The sequence below is a fragment of the Nocardia sp. NBC_00881 genome, assembly GCF_045207455.1.
Classification (GTDB): domain Bacteria; phylum Actinomycetota; class Actinomycetes; order Mycobacteriales; family Mycobacteriaceae; genus Nocardia.
Map to the genome: position 1 here is coordinate 4,074,003 of NZ_CP108798.1, position 23,569 is coordinate 4,097,571.

At 66.2% G+C, this 23,569-nt stretch carries 21 protein-coding genes; 15 read left to right on the forward strand and 6 right to left on the reverse strand.

Features of this window, described 5'->3' with window-relative positions; genetic code table 11:
* Nucleotides 1–382: 382 nt before the first annotated feature.
* The 5 genes from prfB (at nucleotide 383) to ftsX (ending at nucleotide 4,177) form a co-directional block, all read left to right on the forward strand.
* The gene (gene prfB / locus OH799_RS16945) at nucleotides 383–1,498 is read left to right on the forward strand and encodes a peptide chain release factor 2 (RefSeq protein ID WP_406281350.1); all 1,116 of its coding nucleotides are present in this window, start codon (nucleotides 383–385) and stop codon (nucleotides 1,496–1,498) included.
* Nucleotides 1,499–2,359, forward strand: coding sequence for a mechanosensitive ion channel family protein (locus OH799_RS16950; RefSeq protein WP_357271691.1), 861 nt, complete (start codon nucleotides 1,499–1,501; stop codon nucleotides 2,357–2,359). It abuts the gene before it with no gap.
* A gap of 16 nt (nucleotides 2,360–2,375) precedes the next feature.
* Nucleotides 2,376–2,498 carry a hypothetical protein gene (locus OH799_RS16955; protein ID WP_406281353.1) on the forward strand — a complete coding sequence of 41 codons (123 nt, stop codon included), beginning with the start codon at nucleotides 2,376–2,378 and terminating at the stop codon, nucleotides 2,496–2,498.
* A gap of 84 nt (nucleotides 2,499–2,582) precedes the next feature.
* Nucleotides 2,583–3,272 carry a cell division ATP-binding protein FtsE gene (gene ftsE, locus OH799_RS16960; RefSeq protein ID WP_406281356.1) on the forward strand — a complete coding sequence of 230 codons (690 nt, stop codon included), beginning with the start codon at nucleotides 2,583–2,585 and terminating at the stop codon, nucleotides 3,270–3,272.
* Entirely contained in the window at nucleotides 3,272–4,177 is a 906-nt protein-coding gene (gene ftsX / locus OH799_RS16965; RefSeq protein WP_406281359.1) for a permease-like cell division protein FtsX, read from the forward strand. The genes ftsE and ftsX overlap by 1 nt, the downstream gene beginning before the upstream one ends.
* A 30-nt stretch (nucleotides 4,178–4,207) precedes the next feature.
* Here ftsX and OH799_RS16970 read toward each other — a convergent pair whose 3' ends face one another.
* The gene (locus OH799_RS16970) at nucleotides 4,208–4,573 is read right to left on the reverse strand and encodes a MerR family transcriptional regulator (protein ID WP_406281362.1); all 366 of its coding nucleotides are present in this window, start codon (nucleotides 4,571–4,573) and stop codon (nucleotides 4,208–4,210) included.
* 60 nt (nucleotides 4,574–4,633) lie between these two features.
* Between OH799_RS16970 and OH799_RS16975 the strand changes: the two genes are divergently transcribed.
* The 7 genes from OH799_RS16975 to OH799_RS17005 all read left to right on the forward strand — a co-directional run bounded on the left by OH799_RS16975 (nucleotide 4,634) and on the right by OH799_RS17005 (nucleotide 14,361).
* On the forward strand, nucleotides 4,634–5,425 hold the full coding sequence (locus tag OH799_RS16975) for an alpha/beta fold hydrolase (RefSeq protein WP_406281365.1): 792 nt from the start codon (nucleotides 4,634–4,636) through the stop codon (nucleotides 5,423–5,425).
* 149 nt (nucleotides 5,426–5,574) lie between these two features.
* The gene (locus tag OH799_RS16980) at nucleotides 5,575–6,969 is read left to right on the forward strand and encodes an acyl-CoA dehydrogenase family protein (protein WP_406282186.1); all 1,395 of its coding nucleotides are present in this window, start codon (nucleotides 5,575–5,577) and stop codon (nucleotides 6,967–6,969) included.
* Nucleotides 6,970–7,001: 32 nt separating this feature from the next.
* The gene (locus OH799_RS16985) at nucleotides 7,002–8,231 is read left to right on the forward strand and encodes an acyl-CoA dehydrogenase family protein (protein ID WP_357271676.1); all 1,230 of its coding nucleotides are present in this window, start codon (nucleotides 7,002–7,004) and stop codon (nucleotides 8,229–8,231) included.
* A 215-nt stretch (nucleotides 8,232–8,446) separates the two neighbouring features.
* Nucleotides 8,447–10,072 (forward strand): acyl-CoA synthetase, encoded by a 1,626-nt coding sequence (locus OH799_RS16990; protein WP_406281369.1) that lies wholly within the window; start codon nucleotides 8,447–8,449, stop codon nucleotides 10,070–10,072.
* A 166-nt stretch (nucleotides 10,073–10,238) separates the two neighbouring features.
* Nucleotides 10,239–11,894 (forward strand): acyl-CoA synthetase, encoded by a 1,656-nt coding sequence (locus tag OH799_RS16995; protein ID WP_406281372.1) that lies wholly within the window; start codon nucleotides 10,239–10,241, stop codon nucleotides 11,892–11,894.
* 89 nt (nucleotides 11,895–11,983) lie between these two features.
* Entirely contained in the window at nucleotides 11,984–12,544 is a 561-nt protein-coding gene (locus OH799_RS17000) for a hypothetical protein (RefSeq protein ID WP_406281375.1), read from the forward strand.
* Between the two features lie 359 nt (nucleotides 12,545–12,903).
* A complete protein-coding gene (locus tag OH799_RS17005) occupies nucleotides 12,904–14,361 on the forward strand; it encodes a PepSY-associated TM helix domain-containing protein (protein ID WP_406281378.1) in 1,458 nt (485 codons plus the stop codon).
* 178 nt (nucleotides 14,362–14,539) lie between these two features.
* Here OH799_RS17005 and OH799_RS17010 read toward each other — a convergent pair whose 3' ends face one another.
* The 3 genes from OH799_RS17010 to OH799_RS17020 all read right to left on the reverse strand — a co-directional run bounded on the left by OH799_RS17010 (nucleotide 14,540) and on the right by OH799_RS17020 (nucleotide 16,676).
* Nucleotides 14,540–14,809, reverse strand: coding sequence for a hypothetical protein (locus OH799_RS17010; protein ID WP_406281381.1), 270 nt, complete (start codon nucleotides 14,807–14,809; stop codon nucleotides 14,540–14,542).
* A 209-nt stretch (nucleotides 14,810–15,018) separates the two neighbouring features.
* Nucleotides 15,019–15,219: a ferredoxin gene (locus tag OH799_RS17015; protein ID WP_406281385.1), complete on the reverse strand. Its 201-nt coding sequence runs from the start codon at nucleotides 15,217–15,219 to the stop codon at nucleotides 15,019–15,021.
* Nucleotides 15,220–15,449: 230 nt separating this feature from the next.
* Complete coding sequence (locus OH799_RS17020; protein ID WP_406281389.1) at nucleotides 15,450–16,676, reverse strand: cytochrome P450; 1,227 nt, start codon at nucleotides 16,674–16,676, stop codon at nucleotides 15,450–15,452.
* Between the two features lie 300 nt (nucleotides 16,677–16,976).
* On the opposite strand from OH799_RS17020, the gene OH799_RS17025 reads away from it, so the two are divergent.
* The 3 genes from OH799_RS17025 to OH799_RS17035 all read left to right on the forward strand — a co-directional run bounded on the left by OH799_RS17025 (nucleotide 16,977) and on the right by OH799_RS17035 (nucleotide 21,509).
* On the forward strand, nucleotides 16,977–20,156 hold the full coding sequence (locus tag OH799_RS17025; RefSeq protein WP_406281392.1) for a BTAD domain-containing putative transcriptional regulator: 3,180 nt from the start codon (nucleotides 16,977–16,979) through the stop codon (nucleotides 20,154–20,156).
* A 488-nt stretch (nucleotides 20,157–20,644) separates the two neighbouring features.
* A complete protein-coding gene (locus OH799_RS17030; protein ID WP_406281395.1) occupies nucleotides 20,645–20,812 on the forward strand; it encodes a hypothetical protein in 168 nt (55 codons plus the stop codon).
* A 235-nt stretch (nucleotides 20,813–21,047) separates the two neighbouring features.
* A complete protein-coding gene (locus OH799_RS17035; protein WP_357271655.1) occupies nucleotides 21,048–21,509 on the forward strand; it encodes an SRPBCC family protein in 462 nt (153 codons plus the stop codon).
* Nucleotides 21,510–21,560: 51 nt separating this feature from the next.
* Here the strand turns inward: OH799_RS17035 and OH799_RS17040 are convergent, their stop codons facing one another.
* Entirely contained in the window at nucleotides 21,561–21,818 is a 258-nt protein-coding gene (locus OH799_RS17040; RefSeq protein ID WP_406281399.1) for a hypothetical protein, read from the reverse strand.
* A gap of 12 nt (nucleotides 21,819–21,830) precedes the next feature.
* Complete coding sequence (locus OH799_RS17045; protein WP_406282189.1) at nucleotides 21,831–23,549, reverse strand: sodium:solute symporter family protein; 1,719 nt, start codon at nucleotides 23,547–23,549, stop codon at nucleotides 21,831–21,833.
* Nucleotides 23,550–23,569: the final 20 nt, after the last annotated feature.

Genomic DNA, 23,569 nt, shown 5'->3' on the forward strand with positions numbered 1-23,569 from the left:
CAGTCGCCGCTCTACGGCCCGGCACCCTCGCCTCGCCTTCGAACGCCCCACCTGACGGTCCCAGGCGCCTATGGCACCGCACTTATTCCGCTTGCGACATCGGCTCCGTTCCTGCACGGATCCGACCGCCACCCAAGGCTTTCAAACATCAACTGCGCCAAACCCGGTCACCGTTCAGGGTAAATTCCTCGAGGTGTCCACTACATCGCGCCCTCCCGACGCCGGGCGGTCGGCGAACGTGGACCGCCGAGGCGAGACGCCCGTCTCACTCCTCCGCCCCGCTTCGCACTCGCGCAGACGCTGTGTCGAATGACGCTGTGTCGAATACCGCCGCGCCCACTAGTGTGCTGCGACCTCCGAAGGGCAGCTAGGCTTGACGACCGTGCAACCTGACGTTTCCGCTGATCTCGCCGAACTCGACGCCACTCTGAAGACAGTCGAATCGGTCCTCGACATCGAGGAGCTGCGCCGTCGTATCGACGAGCTCGAGCACCAGGCCGCGGATCCCGAGCTGTGGAACGACCAGGACCACGCCCAGCAGGTGACCAGCGAGCTCTCGCACGCGCAGGGTGAGCTGCGCCGGGTGGAGGAACTGCGCCAGCGGCTCGAGGACCTGCCCATCCTCTATGAGCTTGCCGAGGGAGAGGGCGGCGAGGCCAAGGCCACCGCGCTCGCCGAGGCCGACGCCGAACGCGCCGCGCTGCACGGTGACGTGGAGGCGATGGAGGTCCGCACCCTGCTGTCGGGTGAGTACGACAAGCGCGACGCGCTGGTCAACATCCGCTCCGGCGCCGGTGGCGTGGACGCCGCCGACTGGGCCGAGATGCTGATGCGCATGTACATCCGCTGGGCGGACCGACACAAGTACGCGGTCGAGGTGTACGACACCTCATACGCCGAAGAGGCGGGCATCAAGAGCGCCACCTTCGCGGTGAAGACCCCGTACGCTTACGGCACCCTGTCGGTCGAAATGGGCACGCACCGACTGGTGCGGATCAGCCCGTTCGACAACCAGGGCCGCCGCCAGACCTCGTTTGCCGAGGTAGAGGTGCTCCCCGTGGTCGAGACCACCGACCACATCGAGATTCCCGAGACCGAGATCCGCGTCGACGTGTACCGCTCGTCAGGCCCTGGCGGTCAGAGCGTCAACACCACCGACTCCGCCGTCCGCATCACCCACCTGCCTACCGGCATCGTGGTGACCTGCCAAAACGAGAAGTCGCAGCTGCAGAACAAGATCTCCGCCATGCGGGTGCTGCAGGCCAAGCTGCTGGAGCGCAAGCGGCAGGAGGAGCGCGCCGAAATGGACGCGCTGAAAACCAACGAGGGCGCGTCCTGGGGCAACCAGATGCGTTCCTACGTTCTGCACCCGTACCAGATGGTCAAGGACCTACGAACGAACTTCGAGGTCAACAACCCGTCGTCGGTGCTCGACGGTGACATCGACGGGTTCATCGAGTCCGGTATCCGCTGGCGAATGCGAGAGCAGGCGAGCTAGATGAATATCGCGGAAATCCAGGCGGTCGGCTCCACCGGTTTCACCACCTGGCTGCGCGGTGCGGGCCTGGAGATCGTGCTGCTCATCCTCGGAGCGGTGCTGTTCAGCCGGTTCGCCACCTTCGTGCGAGACCGGGTAACTCGCAAGATCGACGCCGGATTCCGCAGCAGCGACGCGCTGGTGCGGACCGAGGCGGCCAAGCACCGGCATGCACTGGCCCAGGTGATCACCTGGGTGGTGCTGACCATCGTCTATGTGTTGATCACCATGGAGGTGCTGCGGCGGCTCGGTTTCGCCGTGACCGGATTGGTCGCGCCCGCCGCCGTGCTCGGCGCCGCACTCGGTTTCGGCGCGCAGCGCATCGTTCAGGACATTCTCGCCGGGTTCTTCCTGATCACCGAGCGGCAGTACGGATTCGGCGATGTGGTCCGCATCGCGGTTACTGGATCCGCGGAGCATGCCGAGGGTACGGTCGAGGACGTCACGTTGCGGATCACCACCTTGCGTAACGCGGATGGCGAGGTGATCACCGTGCCTAATGGCCAGATCGTGAAGGTCACGAATCTGTCGAAGGATTGGGCGCGTGCCGCGATCGACGTGCCAGTGGCCGCGAGCGCTGACATCACCAGGGTCAACGAGATCCTGCACGAGGTCGGTACAAAGGCGTACGACGACGTTCGCCTCAAGCCATTGCTGCTCGACGAGCCCACCGTGATGGGTGTGGAAGACCTGACCGTCGACCAGATGAACATCCGAATGGTTGCCCGCACGTTGCCAGGCAAACAATTCGAAGTCGGACGCGAACTGCGGGTGCGGGTAGCCGCGGCATTGCGCCGGGAGGGAATCAGTGAGACCACGTAGATCCACGGCGATCCTGATGGCAACCTGGGTCGCCACCTTCGTGCTGTACGTCATAGTCAGACCGGATGAGACCGCCTCCGTGCCGACCCCGGTCAACACCATTCCCGCAGCGGTGATTACGGAGCCGCCGATCCGCTGAGCCGCGCGGAATGTGCCGCTACCAGCTCATCACCCGTGGTCGACAACGCAGGACACGTGCGGGTGCTGGTTACACTGGCTCCCCGTGATCACCATGCGGAACGTCACCAAGTCGTACAAGACCTCGACGCGACCCGCGCTGGACAACATCACCGTCGATGTGGGCAAGGGCGAGTTCGTCTTCATCATCGGACCGTCCGGCTCGGGCAAGTCGACCTTCATGCGGTTGCTGCTCAAAGAGGAATCTCCCACAGTCGGCGAGATCCAGGTCGCCGACTTCCGGGTCGACCGGCTGCCCAACCGCAGGGTGCCCAAGCTGCGCCAGCGGATCGGGTGCGTGTTCCAGGACTTCCGGTTGCTGCAGCAGAAGACGGTGTACCAGAACGTCGCGTTCGCGCTGGAGGTGATCGGCAAACGGCGCCAGGTCATCGACCGCACCGTCCCAGAGGTACTGGACATGGTGGGACTCGGCGGCAAAGCCGATCGACTACCGACGGAGCTATCCGGTGGTGAACAACAGCGTGTGGCAATCGCGCGGGCGTTCGTGAACCGCCCGCTGGTGCTGCTGGCCGACGAACCGACCGGCAACCTCGACCCGGACACCAGCGGCGACATCATGATGCTGCTGGAGCGGATCAATCGCATCGGCACCACGGTGCTGATGGCGACGCACGACAACCACATCGTCGACGCGATGCGCAGGCGGGTGGTCGAGCTCGACCACGGGCGTTTGGTGCGCGACGAGGCGACCGGCGTCTACGGGGTGGGCCGATAATGCGTGCGAGCTTCCTGTTCGGTGAGGTCTTCGCGGGCCTGCGCCGCAACGTGACGATGACCATCGCGATGATCCTGACCACCGCGGTCTCGCTCACCATGCTCGGTGGCGGTCTGCTCGCAGTGCGCATCGCGGACAAGACCGAGCAGTACTTCCTCGACCGGCTCGAGGTGCGGCTGTATCTCACCGAGGACGTCTCGGCCAACGACCCGGACTGTTCGCAGGACCCGTGCCGATCGCTCATGGCCGATCTGAAGGCAACCAGCGGCGTGCAGTCGGTTCAGTTCCTCAACCGCGACGACGCGGTGCGCGAGGCGAAGGACAAGACGTTCAAGGACCAGCCCGAGCTCGCCAAGTACGTCAGCGAGACGCCGTTGCCCGCGTCGCTGCGTGTGAAGATGGACAACGCGGAGCTATACCCGACGATCTACGAGAACTTCTACGACCGGCCGGGCGTCGGGATGGTGCGCAATGACAAGGACATCGTGGACCGGCTGGTCAGCCTGTTCGACGGGTTGCGCAACGCGGCCTTCGGTCTGGCCGTGCTGCAGGCGCTGGCGGCGCTGCTGCTGATCGCGAACATGGTGCAGATCGCCGCGTTCACCAGGCGGACCGAGGTGGGCATCATGCGGTTGGTCGGCGCGACGCGGTGGTACACCCAGCTGCCCTTCCTCTTGGAGGCGGTGGTCGCCGCGCTGGCCGGATCGCTGCTCGCGATGCTCGGCCTGCTCGTCGCGCGCCCGCTGGTGATCGACCGCGCCTTGGGCGACCTGTTTTCCAGCAAGGTGTTCCCGCGCATCACCGGCGACGACATCGTGACGACCGCGCTGGTCATCGCGCCTGTCGGCGTGGTGTTCGCCGCGCTGACGGCGTACGCGACGCTGCGCTATTACGTCCGCGAGTAACCGTTTGCGCCGGATGTCCGGTCGGCCGTACTAAGGTGCCGCCAGCCACGCGCTGAGGGCGTCGCGCTGCCGGCCGAGCAGGGTGCGTTGCCGTCGCAGTTCGGTGATCCTCGTATCTAGTGCCGCGAGCCGACCTTCGACGATCACAAGGGATTCGTCGCAGGGCACGACCCAGCGGTCCGCGTCGTAGGTGCACGGCAACAGGCCGCGGATGTCGTCGGTGGACAGGCCCGTGGTGAGCAGTTCCCGGATCCGGCGTACCCGTGCCGGCGCGTCGTCCGAGTAGTAGCGGTAGCCCTTGGCGCCCCGCCGTGGTTCCAGCAGGCCCTGCTCCTCGTAGTACCGGAGCAGGCGGGGACTCACCTCCGTCCGGCGGGCCAGTTCTCCGATCAACATGTGATTCCGATCATGTCCGGCTTGACCTTCACACTCATGTGAATTCATAACTTGGCGGGCATGACAGCGATTCCCTTACCGACCACGGTGACCGGCTCCGGCCCCGGCCTCCTGCTGGCGCACGGTGCCAGCGGAACGATCGACAGTAACTTCGGCTCGATCATCCCCACGCTCGCTATGACGCACACGGTGGTCGCGCCCGAGTACCCCGCCGGCGACCTCCCGCTCGCCCTCGACGACCTGGCGGACGCGCTGGTCGACGCTGCGGTCGACGCGGGCGTCGAAACCTGCGCCATGCTCGGTTTCTCGCTCGGCACCACGGTGGCGGTGCGGGCCGCGACCCGGCACCCCGAACGCGTGCGTGGACTCGTGCTGGCGGCCGGTTTTGCCAAGGCCGACAATCGCATTCGCCTCGCTATGCAGACCTGGCAGGGCCTCCTCGGGCGTGGCGACACCGATACCTTTGCCCGGTTCACCCTCGCGACAGCATTCAGTCCCGCGTACACCAACAGCCTGTCCGCTCACGTCGTCGCCGACCTGGTCCGTGACACCGCGGCATCTGTTCCCGGCGGTACGCTGCAGCAGAGCAGACTCGCCGAGACCGTCGACATCACTGCCGATCTCCCCCGGGTCACCGTCCCGACCCTCGTCGTCAACGCCACCGAGGACCTTCTGGTCGACCCGGACAACTCGCGTTACCTGGCCGCCGCGATTCCAGGAGCCGACTACACCGAAATCCGGGCAGGCCATGTCCTGATGGTCGAACAACCGGATCGCTGGCGCACAACGATCGAAGACTTCCTGCTCCGGCCGCCCCACCGCGGTGATGGCCGGAATCCGCATGTCCAATGACGAATCCGGACGAATCCCACCATAACCGCGGTCAGCAACGGAGTCGGCGTCGGCTGCACCTCGACGCCCTTCTTACTCTGGAGTAAGGTAGCCTTACTCAGGAGTAAGATAGCTGGGGCAGGCCTCACCCGCCCATCCGAGAAAACATGGTGATGATGAGCACTCGAGACAGCGCAACGACGCGGCGTCCGGACACTTCCGCGGTCGGCCTGAACCAACCCAAGCGGGATTGGATGGGCGCGGCGATGCGGGTCATGACGACACTGACCGGGTCGGAACTCGCACACAAGTACAACCTGCGTAAGCCGATCGAGCGAGTCACCTACGAGGGCACCAAGACCGGCTTCCGCACCCTGGGTGCCGCTACCCGCGCGTTCGCCAAGGTCGCGGGCACCGGCGCGCCCAAGCGTCTCGCGGACAACGAATCGAAGAGCAAGGGCTTCTTCGACCTGACACCGAGCGACGACCAGCAGATGATCGTGGCGACGGTTCGCGAGTTCGCCGCCGAGATCCTGCGCCCGGCGGCCTACGACGCCGACCACGCCGCCAAGGCGCCGCGCGACCTGCTCGAGCGGGCCGCCGAACTCGGTATCACCCTGATCAACGTTCCCGAGGAACTCGACGGCGTCGCCTCCGAGCGCGGCGCGGTCACCAACTCGCTGGTCGCCGAGGCGCTGGCGCACGGCGACATGGGGCTGGCCCTGCCCATCCTGGCGCCGAGCGGCGTCGCGGTCGCGCTGTCGCAATGGGGCACCGACGCGCAGCAGAAGACCTACCTGCCGTCCTTCACCGGCGAGAACGTACCGCAGGCCGCGGTCGTGATCAGCGAGCCACGCGCCCTGTTCGACCCGTTCACGCTGCAGACCAAGGCGGTGCGCTCGCCGAGCGGCTACCGCATCTCGGGCGTCAAGAGCCTGGTGCCTGCCGCTGCCGACGCCGAGCTGTTCCTCGTCGCCGCCGAGCTCGACGGCCGTCCCGCCCTGTTCATCATCGAATCGGACACCCCCGGCCTGGTCGTGGAGGCCGATCCGAGCATGGGTCTGCGTGCCGCTGGCCTCGGTCGCCTGATCCTGGACAACGTCGCCGTCGGCATCGACGCGATCCTGGGCGACGGTGACGCCAAGACCCGCGCCGAGGACTTCGCCGACGCTGTGCGCTTGGCGCGTCTCGGCTGGGCCTCGCTCGCCGCGGGTACCGGCCAGGCGGTGCTGGACTACGTGATTCCGTATGTGAACGAGCGGGAGGCATTCGGCGAGCCGATCTCGCACCGTCAAGCGGTCGCCTTCATGGTCGCCGATATCGCGATCGAACTCGACGGCCTGCGTCTGGTGACCCTGCGCGGAGCCTCTCGCGCGGAGCAGGGCCTGTCCTTCGCCCGGGAAGCGGCGCTGGCCAGGAAGCTGGCCACCGACAAAGGCATGCGGATCGGCCTCGACGGCGTTCAGCTGCTCGGTGGCCACGGCTTCACCAAGGAACACCCGGTCGAGCGCTGGTACCGCGACCTGCGGGCCATCGGCGTCGCCGAAGGCATCGTGCTCATCTGATCGGCCTGTTCGTTATTCCAGGAGACTTCACCATGATCAATCTCGAACTCCCCAAGAAGCTGCGGGCCAGCGCCAACCAGGCCCACCAGGTCGCGCAGGAGATCTTCCGTCCGATCTCACGCAAGTACGACCTCGCCGAGCACGACTACCCGGTCGAGCTGGACACCATGGCCGCCATGGTGGAAGGCCTAGCCGACTCCGGCACCCAGAAGATCGGTGGCGCCGCCGGTGGCCGTGCGGAAGACAGCGAGACGAACAGTCACGCCACCGAACTACTCGGAAACAGCAACGGCGGCAATATGTCCGCGCTGCTGAACGCGCTGGAGACATCCTGGGGCGACGTCGGCCTGATGCTGTCGATCCCCTACCAGGGTCTGGGCAACGCGGCGATCGCCGCCGTCGCCACCGACGAGCAACTGAAGCGCTTCGGCAAGGTGTGGGCCTCGATGGCCATCACGGAGCCGTCCTTCGGCTCCGACTCCGCGGCCGTGTCCACCACCGCCGTGCTCGACGGCGACGAATGGGTGCTCAACGGCGAGAAGATCTTCGTGACCGCCGGCCAGCGCTCCACCCACATCGTGGTGTGGGCCACAGTCGATAAGAGCCTCGGCCGCGCGGCGATCAAGTCGTTCGTCGTGCCGCGGGATGCTCCGGGTCTGTCGGTGGCGCGCCTCGAACACAAGCTCGGCATCAAAGCCTCCGACACCGCGGTGCTACTGCTACAGGACTGCCGGATTCCGAAAGACAATATCCTCGGCAGCCCGGAAGTCAACGTGGAGAAGGGTTTTGCCGGGGTCATGCAGACCTTTGACAACACCCGCCCGCTCGTCGCTGCGATGGCGGTCGGTGTCGCCCGCGCCGCACTCGAGGAGCTGCGTGTCATCCTGACCGACGCTGGTGTCGATATCTCCTACGACATCCCGGCCAACAATCAGCACGCCGCTGCCGCCGAATTCCTGCGGATGGAAGCCGATTACGAGGCCGCCTACCTGCTCGCCCTGCGCGCGGCGTGGATGGCCGACAACAAGAAGCCCAACTCGCTCGAGGCCTCCATGTCCAAGGCGAAGGCGGGCCGCACCGGCACCGACGTCACCCTCAAGGCTGTCGAATTGGCCGGCGCCATCGGCTACTCGCAGCGCACCCTGTTGGAGAAGTGGGGGCGGGACTCGAAGATCCTCGACATCTTCGAAGGAACCCAGCAGATCCAGCAGCTGATCGTGGCCCGCCGCATTCTCGGGAAGACCAGTGCCGAACTGAAATAGCAAGGAAAACCTCGACACCGGTGCGGCTCCACGAAGCGCACCGGTTATCTGGTCCTCGGTTTGCCACTGGCCATGTTCATGACTACCTGGTAGGCGCATCTGACATGCCCAAATTGTCTGGTTTATTTGTGACCTGTCACACATCGCACTTGCTACGGTGACAATGGGCCATATCGGTTCGCTAGGTCGAGTACCGACGTTGTGGAGGTTTCGACATGAAGGTGGCGCACGCGCTGGAAGCTGTGCAAGCGCTAGGGGTGCTACGCACCCGTGGCATCAGCGATCCCCGCAGGCCTTTGGAGACGCTGCGGACGATCAAGGAGTCGCGGATCCTCGGCCCGGCGGCCACGTTGATCCGGCACTCCGCCCGGATCGAGCCGGACGCGCCGGGCATCGTCGATGAGGCAGGCACGCTGACCTACCGCGAGCTGGACGAGCAGTCGACCGCGATCGCGCGCGGCCTGCAAGCAGCGGGCATCACCGAGGGCATGGTGATCGGCGCGCTGGCGCGCGACCACCGCGGCCTGATTCTTTCCATGGCCGCCGCGGGCAAGCTCGGCGTGCGGGTGGCGCTGATGAACACCGGGTTCTCCAAGCCACAGTTCGCCGAGGTGTGCGAGCGCGAGAAGGTGAAGGCGGTGCTGCACGACAGTGAGTTCCTCGGCCTGCTCGACGCGCTGCCCGCCGACCTGCCGAGGTATATCACCTGGATCGACGAGGAAGCCCAACTGACAGAAGGCGCGCAAACGCTCGACGACCTGATCGGGGCCAACTCGACCGAACCGCTGCCCGCGCCGAGCAAGCCCGGCGGCTTCATCATCCTGACCAGCGGCACCACCGGCCTGCCGAAAGGCGCTGCGCGCAGCAAGTTCAGCCCGCTGTCCACCGCACAGATGGTCGACCGCATCCCGTTCCCGCGTGGCGGTACTCAGGTGATCGCGTCGCCGATCTTCCACGCCACCGGCCTTGCCGCCTGGCTGGTCGGCGCGGCCTTGGCCAACAAGGTGGTGGTGCGCCGCCGCTTCGACGCCGAGGCGACACTGAAGATGGTCGCCGACCACACAGCGGACATGCTGGTGGCGGTGCCGACCATGCTGCACCGAATGGTCGAGTTGAACCCGGCGATCCGCAGGAAGTACGACACGTCATCGCTGAAGGTGATCATGCTGTCCGGTTCGGCACTGTCCCCCGAGCTCACCATCAAGGCCACCGAGGTGTTCGGGCCCGTGCTCTACAACCTCTATGGTTCGACCGAATGCGCGGTCGCGTCCGTGGCCACACCGGAGGACCTTGCCCTCGCGCCCGGAACCGTCGGTCGTGCGCCCATCACCTGCGACGTGCGGCTCTACGACGACAACGACAAACAGGTCACCGCGATCAACACGACCGCGCGCATCTTCATCCGCAGCGGCGCACCGTTCGAAGGCTATACCGACGGCAGGAACAAGCAGGTCATCGACGGCTACATGTCCAGTGGCGACGTCGGCCACTTCGATGAGCACGGCCTGCTCATGGTGGACGGCCGTGACGACGAGATGGTTGTCTCCGGCGGTGAGAACGTCTTCCCGCAGGAGGTGGAGAACTTGCTGCTGGAGCGCCCCGACATCTTCGACGCCGCGGTGATCGGCGTAGACGACGCGGAGTTCGGCAAGCGGTTGCGCGCCTTCGTCGTTCCCGTGCCGGGCCACACGCCGGACGGCGAGGAGATCAAGGGCTACGTCAAAAATAACCTGGCCCGCTACAAGGTGCCGCGCGAAGTGGTTTTCCTCGACGACCTCCCCCGCAACCCAACCGGCAAGCTGCTGCGCCGGGTGCTGGTGGATTACGAGGTCCAGGGCTGAGGGTGGCCGGGCGAGGCCGTCAGGTTACCAACGGGTAGGACTTGCCGATATACATGACACACACGGTTACACTCTCTTGCTAATGTTAGCCACAGCACTGGATCCCGAGGTTGCGGTCCGCACCACCTGACGCACACAGGCGGGGGCCGCCGGAAGGTTGTCGTCGATGTCTCTGTTCCCCGCATTCAGCGGCACCGCGCGCAAGGCGGGCGATCTCGCCCGCGGCGTGAATGTCATGGTCAAGCGACAACTGTTCAATCCGCTGCGCCCCGATCACGCCGTGCGGTCGGCGTTCAACGTATTGAAGTTCGGCCCGTTCGCCGGTGTGGTCATGCACGGCGCGCAGACCAGGCCGAGCGCGGGTGCCATCGTCGACGAACGCGGGGAGCTGACCTTCCGCCAGCTCGACGAGCAGTCGAACGCGCTCGCCCGCGGCCTCGCGGACCATGGTCTCGAGCCGGGCGACGTGATCGCGGTGCTGGCACGCGACCACCGCGGCATGGTGCTGAGCCTGGCGGCGACCGGCAAGCTCGGCGTGCGAACCGTGCTGATGAATACCGGCTTCGCAAAACCGCAGTTCGCCGACGTGGCCGGGCGCGAGCACGTGAAGGCAGTGCTGCACGACAGCGAATTCCTCGACCTGATGAGCGCGATTCCCGCCGACATTCCACGGGTGCTCACCTGGGTGGACGAGAAGGACAACGCCGACCCGTCGATCCCGACCATCGAGTCGCTGGTCGCGGGCCGCTCCACTGCATCGCTGCCACCGCCGTCCAAACCGGGTGGCGTGGTCGTCCTCACCAGCGGCACCACCGGCATCCCGAAAGGCGCGCCACGCGACCGGGTGAGCCCGTTCGCTTCGGCCCAGTTCGTCGACCGGGTGCCGCTGCCCAACAACGGCACCATGCTCATGGCGGCGCCGATCTTCCACGGCACCGGCCTATCCCAGTTCGCCCTCGGTCTCGCACTCGGCAACCGGGTGGTCTTCCAGCAGCGCCGCTTCGACCCGGAGAAGACCCTCGCGAACATCACCACCTACCATGCGGACTCGCTGGTCGTGGTGCCGACCATGCTGCAGCGCATCCTGGACCTGGGTGACAAGGTCCTGGCCAAATACGACCCGAGCACCATCAAGGTCATCTTCGCGGCGGGGTCAGCCATCGCGCCGGACGTCGTTACCCGCACGCTGGACTACTTCAACGACAGCCTGTACAACCTGTACGGCTCCACCGAGTGCGCCGTCATGACCGTCGCCACCCCCGAGGACCTGCGCAAGGCGCCGACCACCGCGGGCCGCGCACCGGTCGGCATCCGGATCGTGCTGCTGGACGAGAACCGAAAGCCGATCACCGAGCCGAACATCACCGGAAGCATCTTCGTGAACAACGGCTTCGCGTTCAACGGCTACACCGACGGCCGCACCAAGGAGACCGTGGACGGCATGATGTCCAGCGGCGACGTCGGCCATTTCGACGCCGACGGCCTGCTCTTCATCGACGGCCGCGACGACGACATGATCGTCTCCGGTGGCGAGAACGTCTTCCCGCTCGAGGTGGAGAACCTCATCGCGGGCCGCGACGACATCTTCGAGGCCGCGGTGGTCGGCGTGGACGACCACGCATTCGGAAAGCGGCTGCGCGCCTTCGTCGTTCCCGGCCCGGACTCCGCGCGGGATCCGCAGGAGATCAAGGACTACGTCAAGGCGAATCTGGCGCGCTACAAGGTGCCGCGCGAGGTGATCTTCCTCGACGAGCTACCCCGCAATGCGACCGGCAAACTATTGCGCAAGCCGCTGATCGAGATGGACGTCGACGCGAGCTGACCGGCTCAGATGGAAACTGCAGCCCTCGACCGTTTTCGGATCGGATCGATACGAAAAATGGCGTGCAATCCGTCGGCTATCATCAGCGGGTGAGTATCGAGTTCGGCCGGCCCGCGACGGGGCGACGCGGTGCCGTCGCGCAGGTGCGCGGTGGTTCGGCCGGTGCGATCTCGGGCGTCATTTCCCTTGCCGCACATGGGTGGGCGGCGGGCGGCATGCCGCCGACTGCCACCGCGCTGGTGCTGCTCGCCGCCGCTTCCACCGTGATCGGCGCCACGGTGGCCGGAATCGCTCTGTTGCGTGACACCTCGACCGGGCTGGTCGCTGCGCTGGTGACTGCGCAGGTGCTCGGTCACCTCACCATGGGGTTCAGCTCGGGGCACCTGCATCACGGTGATGCGCAGCTGACTCCGGTCATGCTCACCGCACACCTCTCCGCGGCGGTCGCGGCCGCTATCATTGTCCGCGGCGCGGAAGCCGCGTACCGGGTGGGGACCGCAGTGTTGGCCCGCGTGATTCCGGTGTGCCGCAGGGCGCCCGTCGCGGGTCCGGCGCCCCTGCGCACAGACCATCGGGATCGCGTCATCCTGCGCGTTCTCGCCGCCCAATCCCTACGCACCCGCGGTCCGCCGCTTCCGGTCAGCATCTGATCTTTCCCTATACCCGGTGCGCGTCGGGAGCGTTCGTGTGTGAGCGCTGCTCACTCCACGGCTTTTCACCGTGCGGCACAACGTTGCGGACGCACGCTCGTCAGCATTTCGCGGTCACGTGGACATGACGCCCTGTGGGAGCGGCACGCTATCGCGTCCGCGTACTTCAGCACCGCGGCGTCGCGCCGCACTGAGGTGACTGCGCCGCTGCCGTGCCTTCGCATCAGTCGGAACGTCTCCCGCTACATCTCACGTCGTCCACGCGCGGCGGAAGTTTCGCGCCGCATCGTGCGCCCGGCACATCGTGAGCGACGGCCTGCGACCTGCCCAGTTTCCCGACCCTCAGAAACGAAACGACCGTGAGTACAACAGAAATCACCACGTCCGACGCCGAACTACCGGAACTGTCGGACAAATCCCGGCCCCGGTCACGCAACGGCTGGTACGCACTGGCCCTGCGGCTGCATTTCTACGCAGGCGTATTCGTTGGGCCCTTCCTTCTCGTCACCGCCGTCACGGGCGCGCTCTACGCGATCGCGCCGACGCTCGAGTCGATCATGTCGCGCGACCTGCTGACGGTCACGGCGGCCGGAACACCGAAACCGCTGTCCGATCAGGTCACCGGGGCGGTCGCCACCCAGCCGAACCTGGCGCTTGTGGCCGTCGCCCCGGCGGCGGACGCCGAGGACACCACTCGCGTGCTGTTCGACGACCCTTCGCTGGGTGAGTCCGAGCGGCGAGCGGTGTTCGTCGACCCATACACCGCGCGGCCTGTCGGCGATTCCGTCGTTTACGGCAGCTCGGGCGCGCTGCCGCTGCGCACCTGGATCGACCGCCTGCACCGAGATCTCTGCCTGGGCGAGTCCGGCCGAATCTACAGCGAGCTTGCCGCGTCCTGGCTGTGGATCGTGGCGCTCGCCGGTCTGGTCATCTGGATGCGCCGGGTACACGGCCGACGCATCCGCAATTCCGCAGGCTGGCTGTTGGTGCCCGATCGGTCGCAGAACGGGCGCGGCCGCACGCTGAATTGGCACGGCGCGGTGGGCATGTGGGCGCTTCCGCTGCTGCTCCTGCTGTCGGCGACCGGCTTGACCTGGTCGACCTACGCGGGCGCGAACATCACCGAGTTACGTCAGCAGCTCAGCTGGACCACGCCCGCGGTCAGCACCGTGTTGCACGGAACCGCCGCACGCGTCCATGACTCGGGTGGCGATCACCACGGCGGTGACTATGGAGCGCCCGCGTCCGCCGACCCGGCCGACCGGATCAACCAGCTGGACCGGGTGTATGAGACCGCCCGCGCCCACGGGGTCACCCAGGCCGCCGAGATCGCGGTCCCCGCCGCGCCGGGGAAGGCGTTCGCGGTGAAGGAACGACGGATACCCGGCGTCTACACCGTCGACGCGGTCGCCGTCGACGGAGCCACCGGCGCGGTCACCGACCACCTGGCCTATGCCGACTGGCCGCTGATGGCCAAGCTCACCAACTGGGGCATCCAGTTCCACATGGGTCTCCTGTTCGGGCTGCTCAACCAGCTGCTGCTGCTCGCGGCGATGCTGGGCCTGATCACCGTGATCATCCGCGGCTACCTCATGTGGTGGCGTCGGCGGCCAACCCGTGGCGGGGGTGGGTTGGCGCCGGGCCGCGCGCCGCGGCGAGGCACGTTGCGCAAGACCTCACCGTGGCTGGTCGTTCCGCTGCTGGCCGCCGCGCTGGTGACCGGCTGGTTCGTCCCGCTGGTCGGGCTGAGCCTGCTCGCTTTCCTCATCGTCGACGTCCTGATCGGCCGCGCCGGGCGGGTGCGCGCCGCCTCGTAGACCCTCGTGATTCTGAAGAAGAACGACATTTCGCGGCGTAGAAGGAGATTGGTACAACCACCAGCATCGGCATACCGCTCTCGGATCTCCAACTCGCTGACTTCCACGTGCCGCGGGGGCCTTAGCGTCCACCTATGTGTAACCCACCACCACCCCGACAGGGTCGACAATGGGCCGGCTACGACAAGACCCTACGGGTGACTTGCTCATCCTCACGAAAAATGAATCGGTCGAAGCCCGGCCGATTTTCCATGGCGGCAGGGCGGGCGGGAGACTCCACCGGTGGCCCGATGAAGGCATACAGCTCCCAGTATTCACCCGATCCATCATTTTTCGGACGAGAGTCGTAGCCCAACTCCCGCACCGTCCTCCAGTTGTCCGCGCCACGCGGATCTTGGATGACATCTCCCATTCGGACCTCGGTCACGTCCACTGATTCGGTCTGCATCGGCGGAGTCTCACACAGACAACCTGAATGTCACCTGAAGACTCCCACAGCGAGCGCTCAGCACAGGAGGCCAGCTCTACCTCGACGCGTAGGTCGAGGTACGTGTCGTCCGCAGCTGCGGCGGCTGTGGTTCGGTGAACCAGAAGCCGAGCGAGTACTGCGCCCGACGCCCACGAAAGCCACAACCAGCGGCCCGAGTCGATCGGCCTCTAGTCCCAGGACTCGTCGATTTCCAGTGCCCCAGACGGGCAAGCATCCAAGGCCTCCCGCACCGCTGAGTGACCGCGCTGCGGTCTTGGGTCGAGCAACCGCACCCTGCCGTCGTCCTCGTCCTGATCGAAGACCTTCGGTGCGATAAGGGCGCACATGCCCGAGCCGATACAGCGCTCTCGATCCGCAGAGATTCGCACCCTCGTCATCTCCTTTCGTGACCAACAGGTAGATCGAATATGTAGAAGTGTGTGCGTGGACGAATAACTATGTACTGCAACGGATTACCACGGACAATCATCCAACAATCGGCGAAGTGGTGCGTCTCGGGATGCCAGGTACCCGAGGCCATATCCGCCGCAAGGATGTATTCAGCCGGAGCCGACACAGCTTCGCGGACGATTGACGACGACTTGCTCGGCCGACGGTTCTACCGGGCCGTTTCCGTCCAGGTGACCGGCAGTTCGTGGACACCGTAGATATTCATGTCGGTCCTGAGCTTCACCTCATCGGCGGGGATGGCGAGCTCGAGGGTGGGGAAGCGACGCAGCAAACCCTCGAAACCGGCGCGCATCTCGATGCGGGCCAGTTGCTGGCCGAGACAGGTGTGGATGCCGTGGCCGAAGGCCAGGCGACCGCGGGCCTCGCGGCGGATGTCGAGAGTGCCGGGGTTGTCGAAGCGCTGGGGGTCGTGGTTGGCGGCCAGCAGCGAGACGACAACGGTCGATCCCTTGCCGATTGTTTCACCGCCGAGTTCGATGTCCTCCGTGGCGTAGCGATAGAAGATATCGGCGACGGACAGATAGCGCAGGAGTTCCTCTACGGCATCGGGCATCAGATCCGGGTCGGCGCGCAGCTCGGCCAGCTGCTCGGGGTGCTCGAGGAGCGCGAAGGTGCCCAGTGCCAGCATGTTTGCGGTGGTCTCGTGGCCCGCGAGCAGCAGCAGGAAGGCGATGCCAACCAGCTCCTCGATGGTGAGGTCGTCCTGGCGGGCCAGGTCGGACAGTATGTCGTCGCCGGGTTCGGCGCGTTTGCGCGTGACCAGTTCGGCGAGGTACGTGGTCATTGCGCCGTACGCGGCCATCTTCTCGTCGAGCGGCTGGTCCTTGACCAAGAATTTGGCGGAGTTGACCTGAAAGGTCTCCCGGTCCTCGTAGGGGACACCGAGCAATTCGCAGATTACCAGCGAGGGCACCGGCAGCGCGAACTCCTTGACCAGGTCGACCGGTGGGGTGAGCTGCTCCATCTCGTCCAGTTGCCGCTCGGTGATGTCGATGATGTGCTCTTCGAGCTGCTTCATGCGTTTGACGGTGAAGGCGCCGGTGAGCATGCGCCGCAGCCGGGTGTGGTCCGGCGGGTCCATCGCGATGAACAGGCCCGGAATCTGCGGAGACGGTTCGGTGGCGACGGGCATGCCGGGGGTCTCGTACGGCACGTGGAGAATGCCGATGTCCTGGCGGGAGCTGAACCGGGTATCGGCCATGAGCCGGCGGACCGCGTCGTAGCCGGTGACGAGCCAGCCCTCGTGTCCGTCGGGAAAGACCATGGGACTGACCGGGCGAGCCTCGCGCAGCCGAGTGATCTCGCGAGGAGGGTCGAAGGGGCCCGCATTGCGCTCCATGGGGAGGCCGTGCGGGATGGGAGCCGTTCGACTCATCGGATTTCCTTTCGTGGCGGTTGTGTTTCGACCACAGTCGCCGACGGATCTGACATGCGACTGTCACGGCTCTGACACCGACCATGCCGGACACATGGTCGGCTAGCCCGTGCGACGACGAACCGACCGCTGTCGGACCGACGACGCTGAACCATCCAGGGACAATGCGAAGTCCGACGGCGCCCCGGCAGACAAGCAGAACGACCCGCTTCTACCAGCCCAGGGGTCAATACCCCGGCAACTTTCTGCGCCGCGTCAGCAGTCGGAGGCCTGCCGATCGCCCATGGCAAGATCAGCCAAGTGCAGATCGGGATACTCGGACCATTCGAAGTTCGCACGGACGACGGCGTTTTCGCCGACGTGCCGGGCGCGCGGCTGCGCGGGCTGTTGATCGCCCTCGCACTCGAACCAGGTCACGCAGTCCCGAGGGCGACGCTCATCGACTGGATTTGGGGTGAGAACCCGCCCTCCGACGCGGCGAATTCCTTACACCGCTTGGTTTCCCGGCTGCGGAAGGCACTACCGAAAGGATTGGTCGAGGGGCAGACCGACGGCTACCGGTTGAGGGTGGAACCCGACGCTGTCGACGCCGTGCGGTTCGAACGCCTCCTCGCCCGAGCCCGCACTGACGAGGAACCCCAGGGGGTACGGCGGCTGCGCGAGGCCCTCGCATTGTGGCGCGGTGCGGCCATGCAGGACATCGGTCTGCAGGATAGTGCGGCGTTCGACGCGGTGGTCACCCGGCTCGAGGGGCTACGCCTGACAGCTATGGAGGATCGGTTCGATGCGGAGATCAGCCTCGGCCACGGTGCGGAGCTGGTCACGGAACTGACCGACTTGGTGGCCGCGCATCCGATGCGTGAACGGCTTGTCGCCGCGCTGATGCGTGCCCTCGCTGCGACCGGTCGCGACACCGAGGCGCTGCTCGTGTATGAGCGCACGAGAGAAGCCTTGGCCGACGCGCTGGGCATCGACCCGTCACCGGAGCTGTCCGCATTGCACGTCGCGTTGTTACGGGGCGAGTTGGGACGGCGGAAGGAGAACCGGAAGACCAACTTACGTGCCGAGCTGACCAGCTTCGTCGGCAAGGACGCTGATGTCGCCGCGGTTCGAGAACTCAGTGCCGAACATCGCCTCACCACCCTGATCGGGCCGGGCGGCTCGGGGAAGACCAGGTTGGCCACGGAAACCGCGCGCACGCTGCTCGGCGACCTGCCGGACGGAGTCTGGCTGGTCGAACTAGCGGCCATCGGCGCCGACGGTGCCGACCCAGGCGGGCCCGAAGGGCAGGGGGGCGGGAAGAACGTCGCGCAAGCGACGCTCGCCGCGCTCGAACTGCGGGATGCGCTGCTCGGCGAGGCACCGGACGCGGAGCCGACGGATCGGGTCATTGCCGCTGTCCGCGAGCGGGGGATATTGCTGATTCTGGACAACTGCGAGCACGTGATCGAGTCCGCGGCGACGTTCGCCCATCGAGTGCTCGGAGAGTGCCGACGGCTGCGGATCATCGCGACGAGCAGGGAACCTCTCGGCATCACCGGTGAGGCATTATGGCCGGTCGCGCCGTTGGCCCTACCAGCGGAAGACGCCGACCCCGGCGAGATCGAGTCCGCACCGGCCATCCGGCTGCTGCTGGACCGAGCCGGCGCGGTGCGCAAGGACCTCGCTACGGACGCCCACACATTGTCGACTTCGGCGCGCGTCTGCCGGGCGCTGGATGGGATGCCACTGGCGATCGAACTCGCCGCGGCCAGGTTGCGCACCATGTCCCTCGATCAGCTCGCCCACCGGCTCGACGACCGGTTCCGCCTGCTGACCGGCGGTAGCCGTGCCGCGCTGCCGCGGCACCGGACACTGCGCGCCGTGGTCGACTGGAGCTGGGAGCTGCTCACCGACGCCGAACGGGTGGTCCTACGCAGGCTCTCGGTGTTTTCGGGCGGGGCGAGCCTGGAAGCGGCCGAGCGGGTTTGCGCGGGGGATGCGGTCGAGACGGGTGACGTACTCGAGTTACTGACCGCGCTGACCGAGAAATCGCTGGTGGTCACCGCAGGCGATCGGGTGCCGCGCTACCGGATGCTCGGCACGATCAAGGAGTACGCCGAGGAGCGTCTCGCGGAGGCGGGGGAATCGGATTCGACTCGCCGTGCGCATCTCGCGTATTTCACCGAACTCGCCGAAATCGCGGAGCCGCATCTTCGCCGCGCCGAGCAATTGGAATGGCTGGCCGCGCTCGAGGTCGAGCACGACAATATCGCCGCCGCGATGCGTGGGGCGCTCGCGGCGGGTGAAGCATACGGGGCAATGCGGCTCGCCGCTGCCGCTGGCTGGTACTGGTGGCTCGGCGGGCACAAGGCGGAGGGCAACGAGCTGATCATGGCGGCCGCTGTCATGCCCGGCGAGGTGGCCGACGACTGCCGGGCCGTGGTGTACGCGCTCGTCGTACAGTTCGTGGCCGCCGGGCCGCAGGGTGACCAGTACCGGGCGGAGGAGTGGATCCACAAGGCTTACGACATCAGCCAGCGTGCTCAGACCCGGCACCCGGCGCCGAAGTTCGCCGCCCCACTGGTACGCATGTTGCAAGCGCCGGACGCGATCCTGCCCGCATGGGAAGCACTGCTGGTCGACGAGGACCCCTGGGTACGCGCCCTTGCCCGGCTACATCTCGGCAAGATGCGGATCCAGCTCGGCCACGACGGCCGGGATGCGGATACTTATCTAGCGATGGCCCTCACAGAGTTTCGCGCGATCGGCGACCGGTGGGGGATTATGTTCGCCTTGACCGAGGTGGCGAATCGAATCGCTATGCGCGGCGAATTCGCCGCTGCGTGCGACCACTACGAACAGGCGATCGCGGTCGTCACCGAGGTCGGTGCCATCGACGATGTCGTGCCGATGCGGTTGCGGCAGGCTCAGTTGTACTGGCTGCTGGGCGATGTGGAGTCCAGCGCTGCTGCTGTGGCCGAGGCGCAGCGGTCCGCGGAACGAGTCGCCTGGCCGAGTGCGCTTGCCGCGCTGGCGATGTCGAAGGCGGAGCTCGCGCGCTGGAGCGGCGATGCCGAGCAGGCGTACCGGCAACTCGACGTCGCGACAGCGATACTGGGTGATGACGCCGAGCGGGCCATCGTCCGCGCGCCGATTCAAGATTTGCTCGGCTACCTTGCCGAGGATCTCGACGAGGCCCGTGCACACCGCATCGCGGCTTTTCGGGCGGCGTCGGAGGCGGGAAATACGCCCCTGATCGCGCAGGTGCTCGTCGGGATCGCGGACCTGGCGCTGCGTGAGCAACAGTACGAGCAGGCCGCGCGACTGCTCGCGGCGAGCACTGGCATGCGCGGTCTGTCGGATCGTTCCCATCCCGATGTGGCCCGGATCGAGCAGGCCACGCGAAGTCGCCTCGGTGACTCTCGGTTCACCGAGGCGACTGGAGAGGGCGCGCAGGCGAGCTGGCGGGAGTTGGTCGCGGTCACGCTCGCTTCTTGAACGTGGAGGACGCCCACAGATATCCGATGACGGCGATCCCGAGGCCCCACATGTCTTCCGCAGCCCTGAGACCGCGATCGCCGAAATTCCCATGCGACCACGATCGGCACCCGGCCTGACACCGACCTGTCACGCCCCTGACACGGTGTTCTACCTTGTCGCGCCGAGCGAGTACGCTGCGCGGCCTACCGACGACTGCCCGGTGCCGGGCCATCCGGGGACAAACCTTCGAGACTGGCGCACGATGTGACGAATCGCCGGTGCTGACGACACGCTCGGCCAGGTGACAGCCCTTATCGTTGTGGCCTGCATAGGGAGCCGATAGGTCGGCCCGGGACGACAGACGCCTTCCGCACACAGCACGATCACCCGGACGAGAGATCCGCAAGCTGTACACGACTGCGATTCCAAGGAGGACACCCGTGCGACTTGTCAAAACAGGTGCAATCGCTCTGGCACTCGCCTGTTCAACCATCAGCGGAGCCGGCGTGGCACACGCAGACCAACCCATCACCGTCACCGCGAAACTGCTGGACTGCTCCGTCCGATCGCGGGTGGACTTGGGTGTGCTGGCGATTGTCGGTCCCAGCGGCGGGACGATCACCGTCTCCGACGATGTCTACGCCCGTTTGAGGGCTGCGGGCTGCTTCCTCTGAGCACAGCACCCAGGAGGTCGTCCTGCCTGTCGCGGGCAAGCGATGGGCCGGACGACCTTCGCACCAGCCCGCATGATCCACCGCCGCACCCACCGCGCGGAAATGCCTGGTCACCGCGGTTTGTTTGTCCCCACCCTGCCCGGGTAAGCGACCCATGACCCGAGTCGCCCCCTATGGGAGCGATTGTCGACCGATCGATGCCCGGCCGTGCGTCGGGTAAGGAAAGGGGTAGCAAGTGAGTACATTGGCCGCCACGGTAGACGTCGAGGTCCCGGTCCGCACCGCCTACAACCAGTGGACGCAGTTCGAGTCGTTCCCGGAGTTCATGGAGGGTGTGGAAACAGTGCAGCAGCTGGACGACAGGCACACCCACTGGCGTATCCACGTCGGTCCGTCGATGCGGGAGTTCGACGCGACGATCACCGAGCAGCATCCGGACGAACGAGTTGCGTGGAGGTCCGACAGCGGACCCAATCACGCGGGCGTGATCACTTTTCATCGGCTGGACGACACCCACACCAGGGTGACCGCGCAGATGGAGGTCGATCCCGAAGGCTTCGTGGAGAACGTCGCCGACAAGCTCGGCGTCCTGAAGCACCGGGTGAACGGCGACATGGAGCGCTTCAAGCACTTCATCGAGGGCCAGGGCCACGAAACCGGTGCCTGGCGCGGCGACATTCCCCGCCCAGGCCTCTGATCCACGCGATAAGCGGCGGCGTCCCCTGGCATCCGGGGGCGCCGCCGCTGTTCAGGCAGAGTCAGGCCCCTCTCCGGTTTCGTCCGCAGGCACCTGCGGTTCAGGCGGCACTTGGACCGGACGAAGCAGAACCCAGGCCAGGAAGGCCAGCGCTACCACTCCCATACCGGCCCCCGACCAGAGATTGACGTTGATGCCACCGGTTTTGGCCTCGTCGGCCGCGGTGTCGCGCAACAGACCGGTGATGACGAGGATGACCGCGTAGCAGCCGAGCAGCGCCCCGACGATGGTGCGGATGTCGAAAAGCATCGAGTCAGCTCCTTATCCGACGACGATATTGAGGGCGATGACGAGCACGAGGGCAATGCCCGCCAGCAGGACCGGACGCTGATACCAGGGCAGGGCGTCGGCCTCGGGGTCGGTGCGCACGTCCTTCGGCGTCTCCGAATACACCAGCCCGATCAGCTCGGCCGCGGGTTTGGGCTCGGTCACCTGGGTGACCGCGACGCTCACCACGATGTCGGTTACGAACGCGACCCCGGCCGCGACGAAACTCGCGCCTTGGCCGGACAATTCGAACACCTTCGTTTCGTGCAGAATGAAAACGAGGATTGCCGAACCGGTTCCGCAGACCAGGCCCATCCAACCCGCGGTCGGCGTCATCCGTTTCCAGAACATGCCGAGGATGAACGTGGCGAACAGCGGCGCGTTGAAGAAGCTGAACAGGGTTTGCAGGTAATCCATCATGTTGCTGAAGCCGGACGCGATGAACGCGGTGAAGATCGCGGCCACGGTCGCGCCGACGGTGGCCAGCCGGCCGACGCCGAGGTAATAGCCGTCCGCCCGCTCGCGCCGCACGTACTGCTGCCACAGGTCGTAGCTGAACACGGTGTTGAACGCGGAGATGTTGGCCGCCATGCCCGCCATGAACGCCGCGAGCAGACCGGCGAGGCCCACGCCGAGCAGACCATTGGGCAGCACGTCCTTCATCAGATACAGCAGCGCCTGGTTGTAGGTGGTGTCGCCCTCGAATTCCGGATTCGCCGTCACCGCCGCCTTGTACTCGGCCATCTGCGGCACCAGCACGGCGCTGATCATGCCAGGGATCACCACGATCAGCGGGATGAACATCTTCGGGTAGGCGCCGATGATCGGGGTGCGCCGCGCCGCCGAGATGGAGTGCGTCGCCATCGCGCGCTGTACCTCGACGAAGTTCGTCGTCCAGTATCCGAAGGAAAGGACGAACCCGAGTCCGAACACGATGCCGACCACCGACAGGAAGTTGTCGCCGAACCCGCTCAGCGCATTGCCCGGCCAGGAATCCAGCTGTTGCGGCCCGCCCGGCGAGGCGGTGATCTTCTCCTTCAGTCCGCTCCACCCGCCCGCCTTGTGCAGGCCGACCAGGGTGAGCGGCAGCAGCGCGGCCACGATGACGAAAAACTGCAGCACTTCGTTGTAGATCGCGGCGGACAGGCCACCGAGGGTGATGTAGGAGAGCACGATCGCGGCGGCCACGATCACCGACACCCACAGCGGCCAACCCAGCAGCACATTCACGATGGAGCCGAGCAGGTACAGGTTGACACCCGCGATGAGGATCTGCGCTATCGCGAAGCTCAGCGCGTTCACCAGGTGCGCGCCGGTGCCGAACCGCCTGCGCATGAACTCCGGCACGCTGCGCACTTTGGAGCCGTAGTAGAACGGCATCATCACCACGCCCAGGAACAGCATGGCGGGCACCGCGCCGATCCAGAAATAGTGGAACGTCGGGAAACCGTATTGGGCGCCGTTGGCGGACATACCCATGATCTCCACCGCGCCCAGGTTCGCGGAGATGAATGCCAGACCGGTCACCCAGGCGGGCAGCGAGCGCCCGGACAGGAAGAAGTCGATGCTGGAGGAGACGCGCTGCCTGGCCAGAAGGCCGATGCCGAGCACGAACAAGAAATACAGGGCGACCAGCGCGTAGTCGACGGCGCTCGCGTCCAGCCGGAGCGTGGTGGCGGCGTCGAGATACGTGGTCGCAGCTTCCCCGCGCAGGTCGGCGGCGGTCAGCGCGG

Coding starts and splice junctions, on each gene's coding strand:
- OH799_RS16950 (WP_357271691.1), top strand. CDS start 1,499: ATGAATATCGCGGAAATCCAGGCGGTCGGCTCCACCGGTTTCACCACC.
- OH799_RS16955 (WP_406281353.1), top strand. CDS start 2,376: ATGGCAACCTGGGTCGCCACCTTCGTGCTGTACGTCATAGTCAGACCG.
- ftsX (WP_406281359.1), top strand. CDS start 3,272: ATGCGTGCGAGCTTCCTGTTCGGTGAGGTCTTCGCGGGCCTGCGCCGC.
- OH799_RS16970 (WP_406281362.1), bottom strand. CDS start 4,573: ATGTTGATCGGAGAACTGGCCCGCCGGACGGAGGTGAGTCCCCGCCTG.
- OH799_RS16975 (WP_406281365.1), top strand. CDS start 4,634: ATGACAGCGATTCCCTTACCGACCACGGTGACCGGCTCCGGCCCCGGC.
- OH799_RS16985 (WP_357271676.1), top strand. CDS start 7,002: ATGATCAATCTCGAACTCCCCAAGAAGCTGCGGGCCAGCGCCAACCAG.
- OH799_RS16990 (WP_406281369.1), top strand. CDS start 8,447: ATGAAGGTGGCGCACGCGCTGGAAGCTGTGCAAGCGCTAGGGGTGCTA.
- OH799_RS16995 (WP_406281372.1), top strand. CDS start 10,239: ATGTCTCTGTTCCCCGCATTCAGCGGCACCGCGCGCAAGGCGGGCGAT.
- OH799_RS17010 (WP_406281381.1), bottom strand. CDS start 14,809: ATGCAGACCGAATCAGTGGACGTGACCGAGGTCCGAATGGGAGATGTC.
- OH799_RS17020 (WP_406281389.1), bottom strand. CDS start 16,676: ATGAGTCGAACGGCTCCCATCCCGCACGGCCTCCCCATGGAGCGCAAT.
- OH799_RS17040 (WP_406281399.1), bottom strand. CDS start 21,818: ATGCTTTTCGACATCCGCACCATCGTCGGGGCGCTGCTCGGCTGCTAC.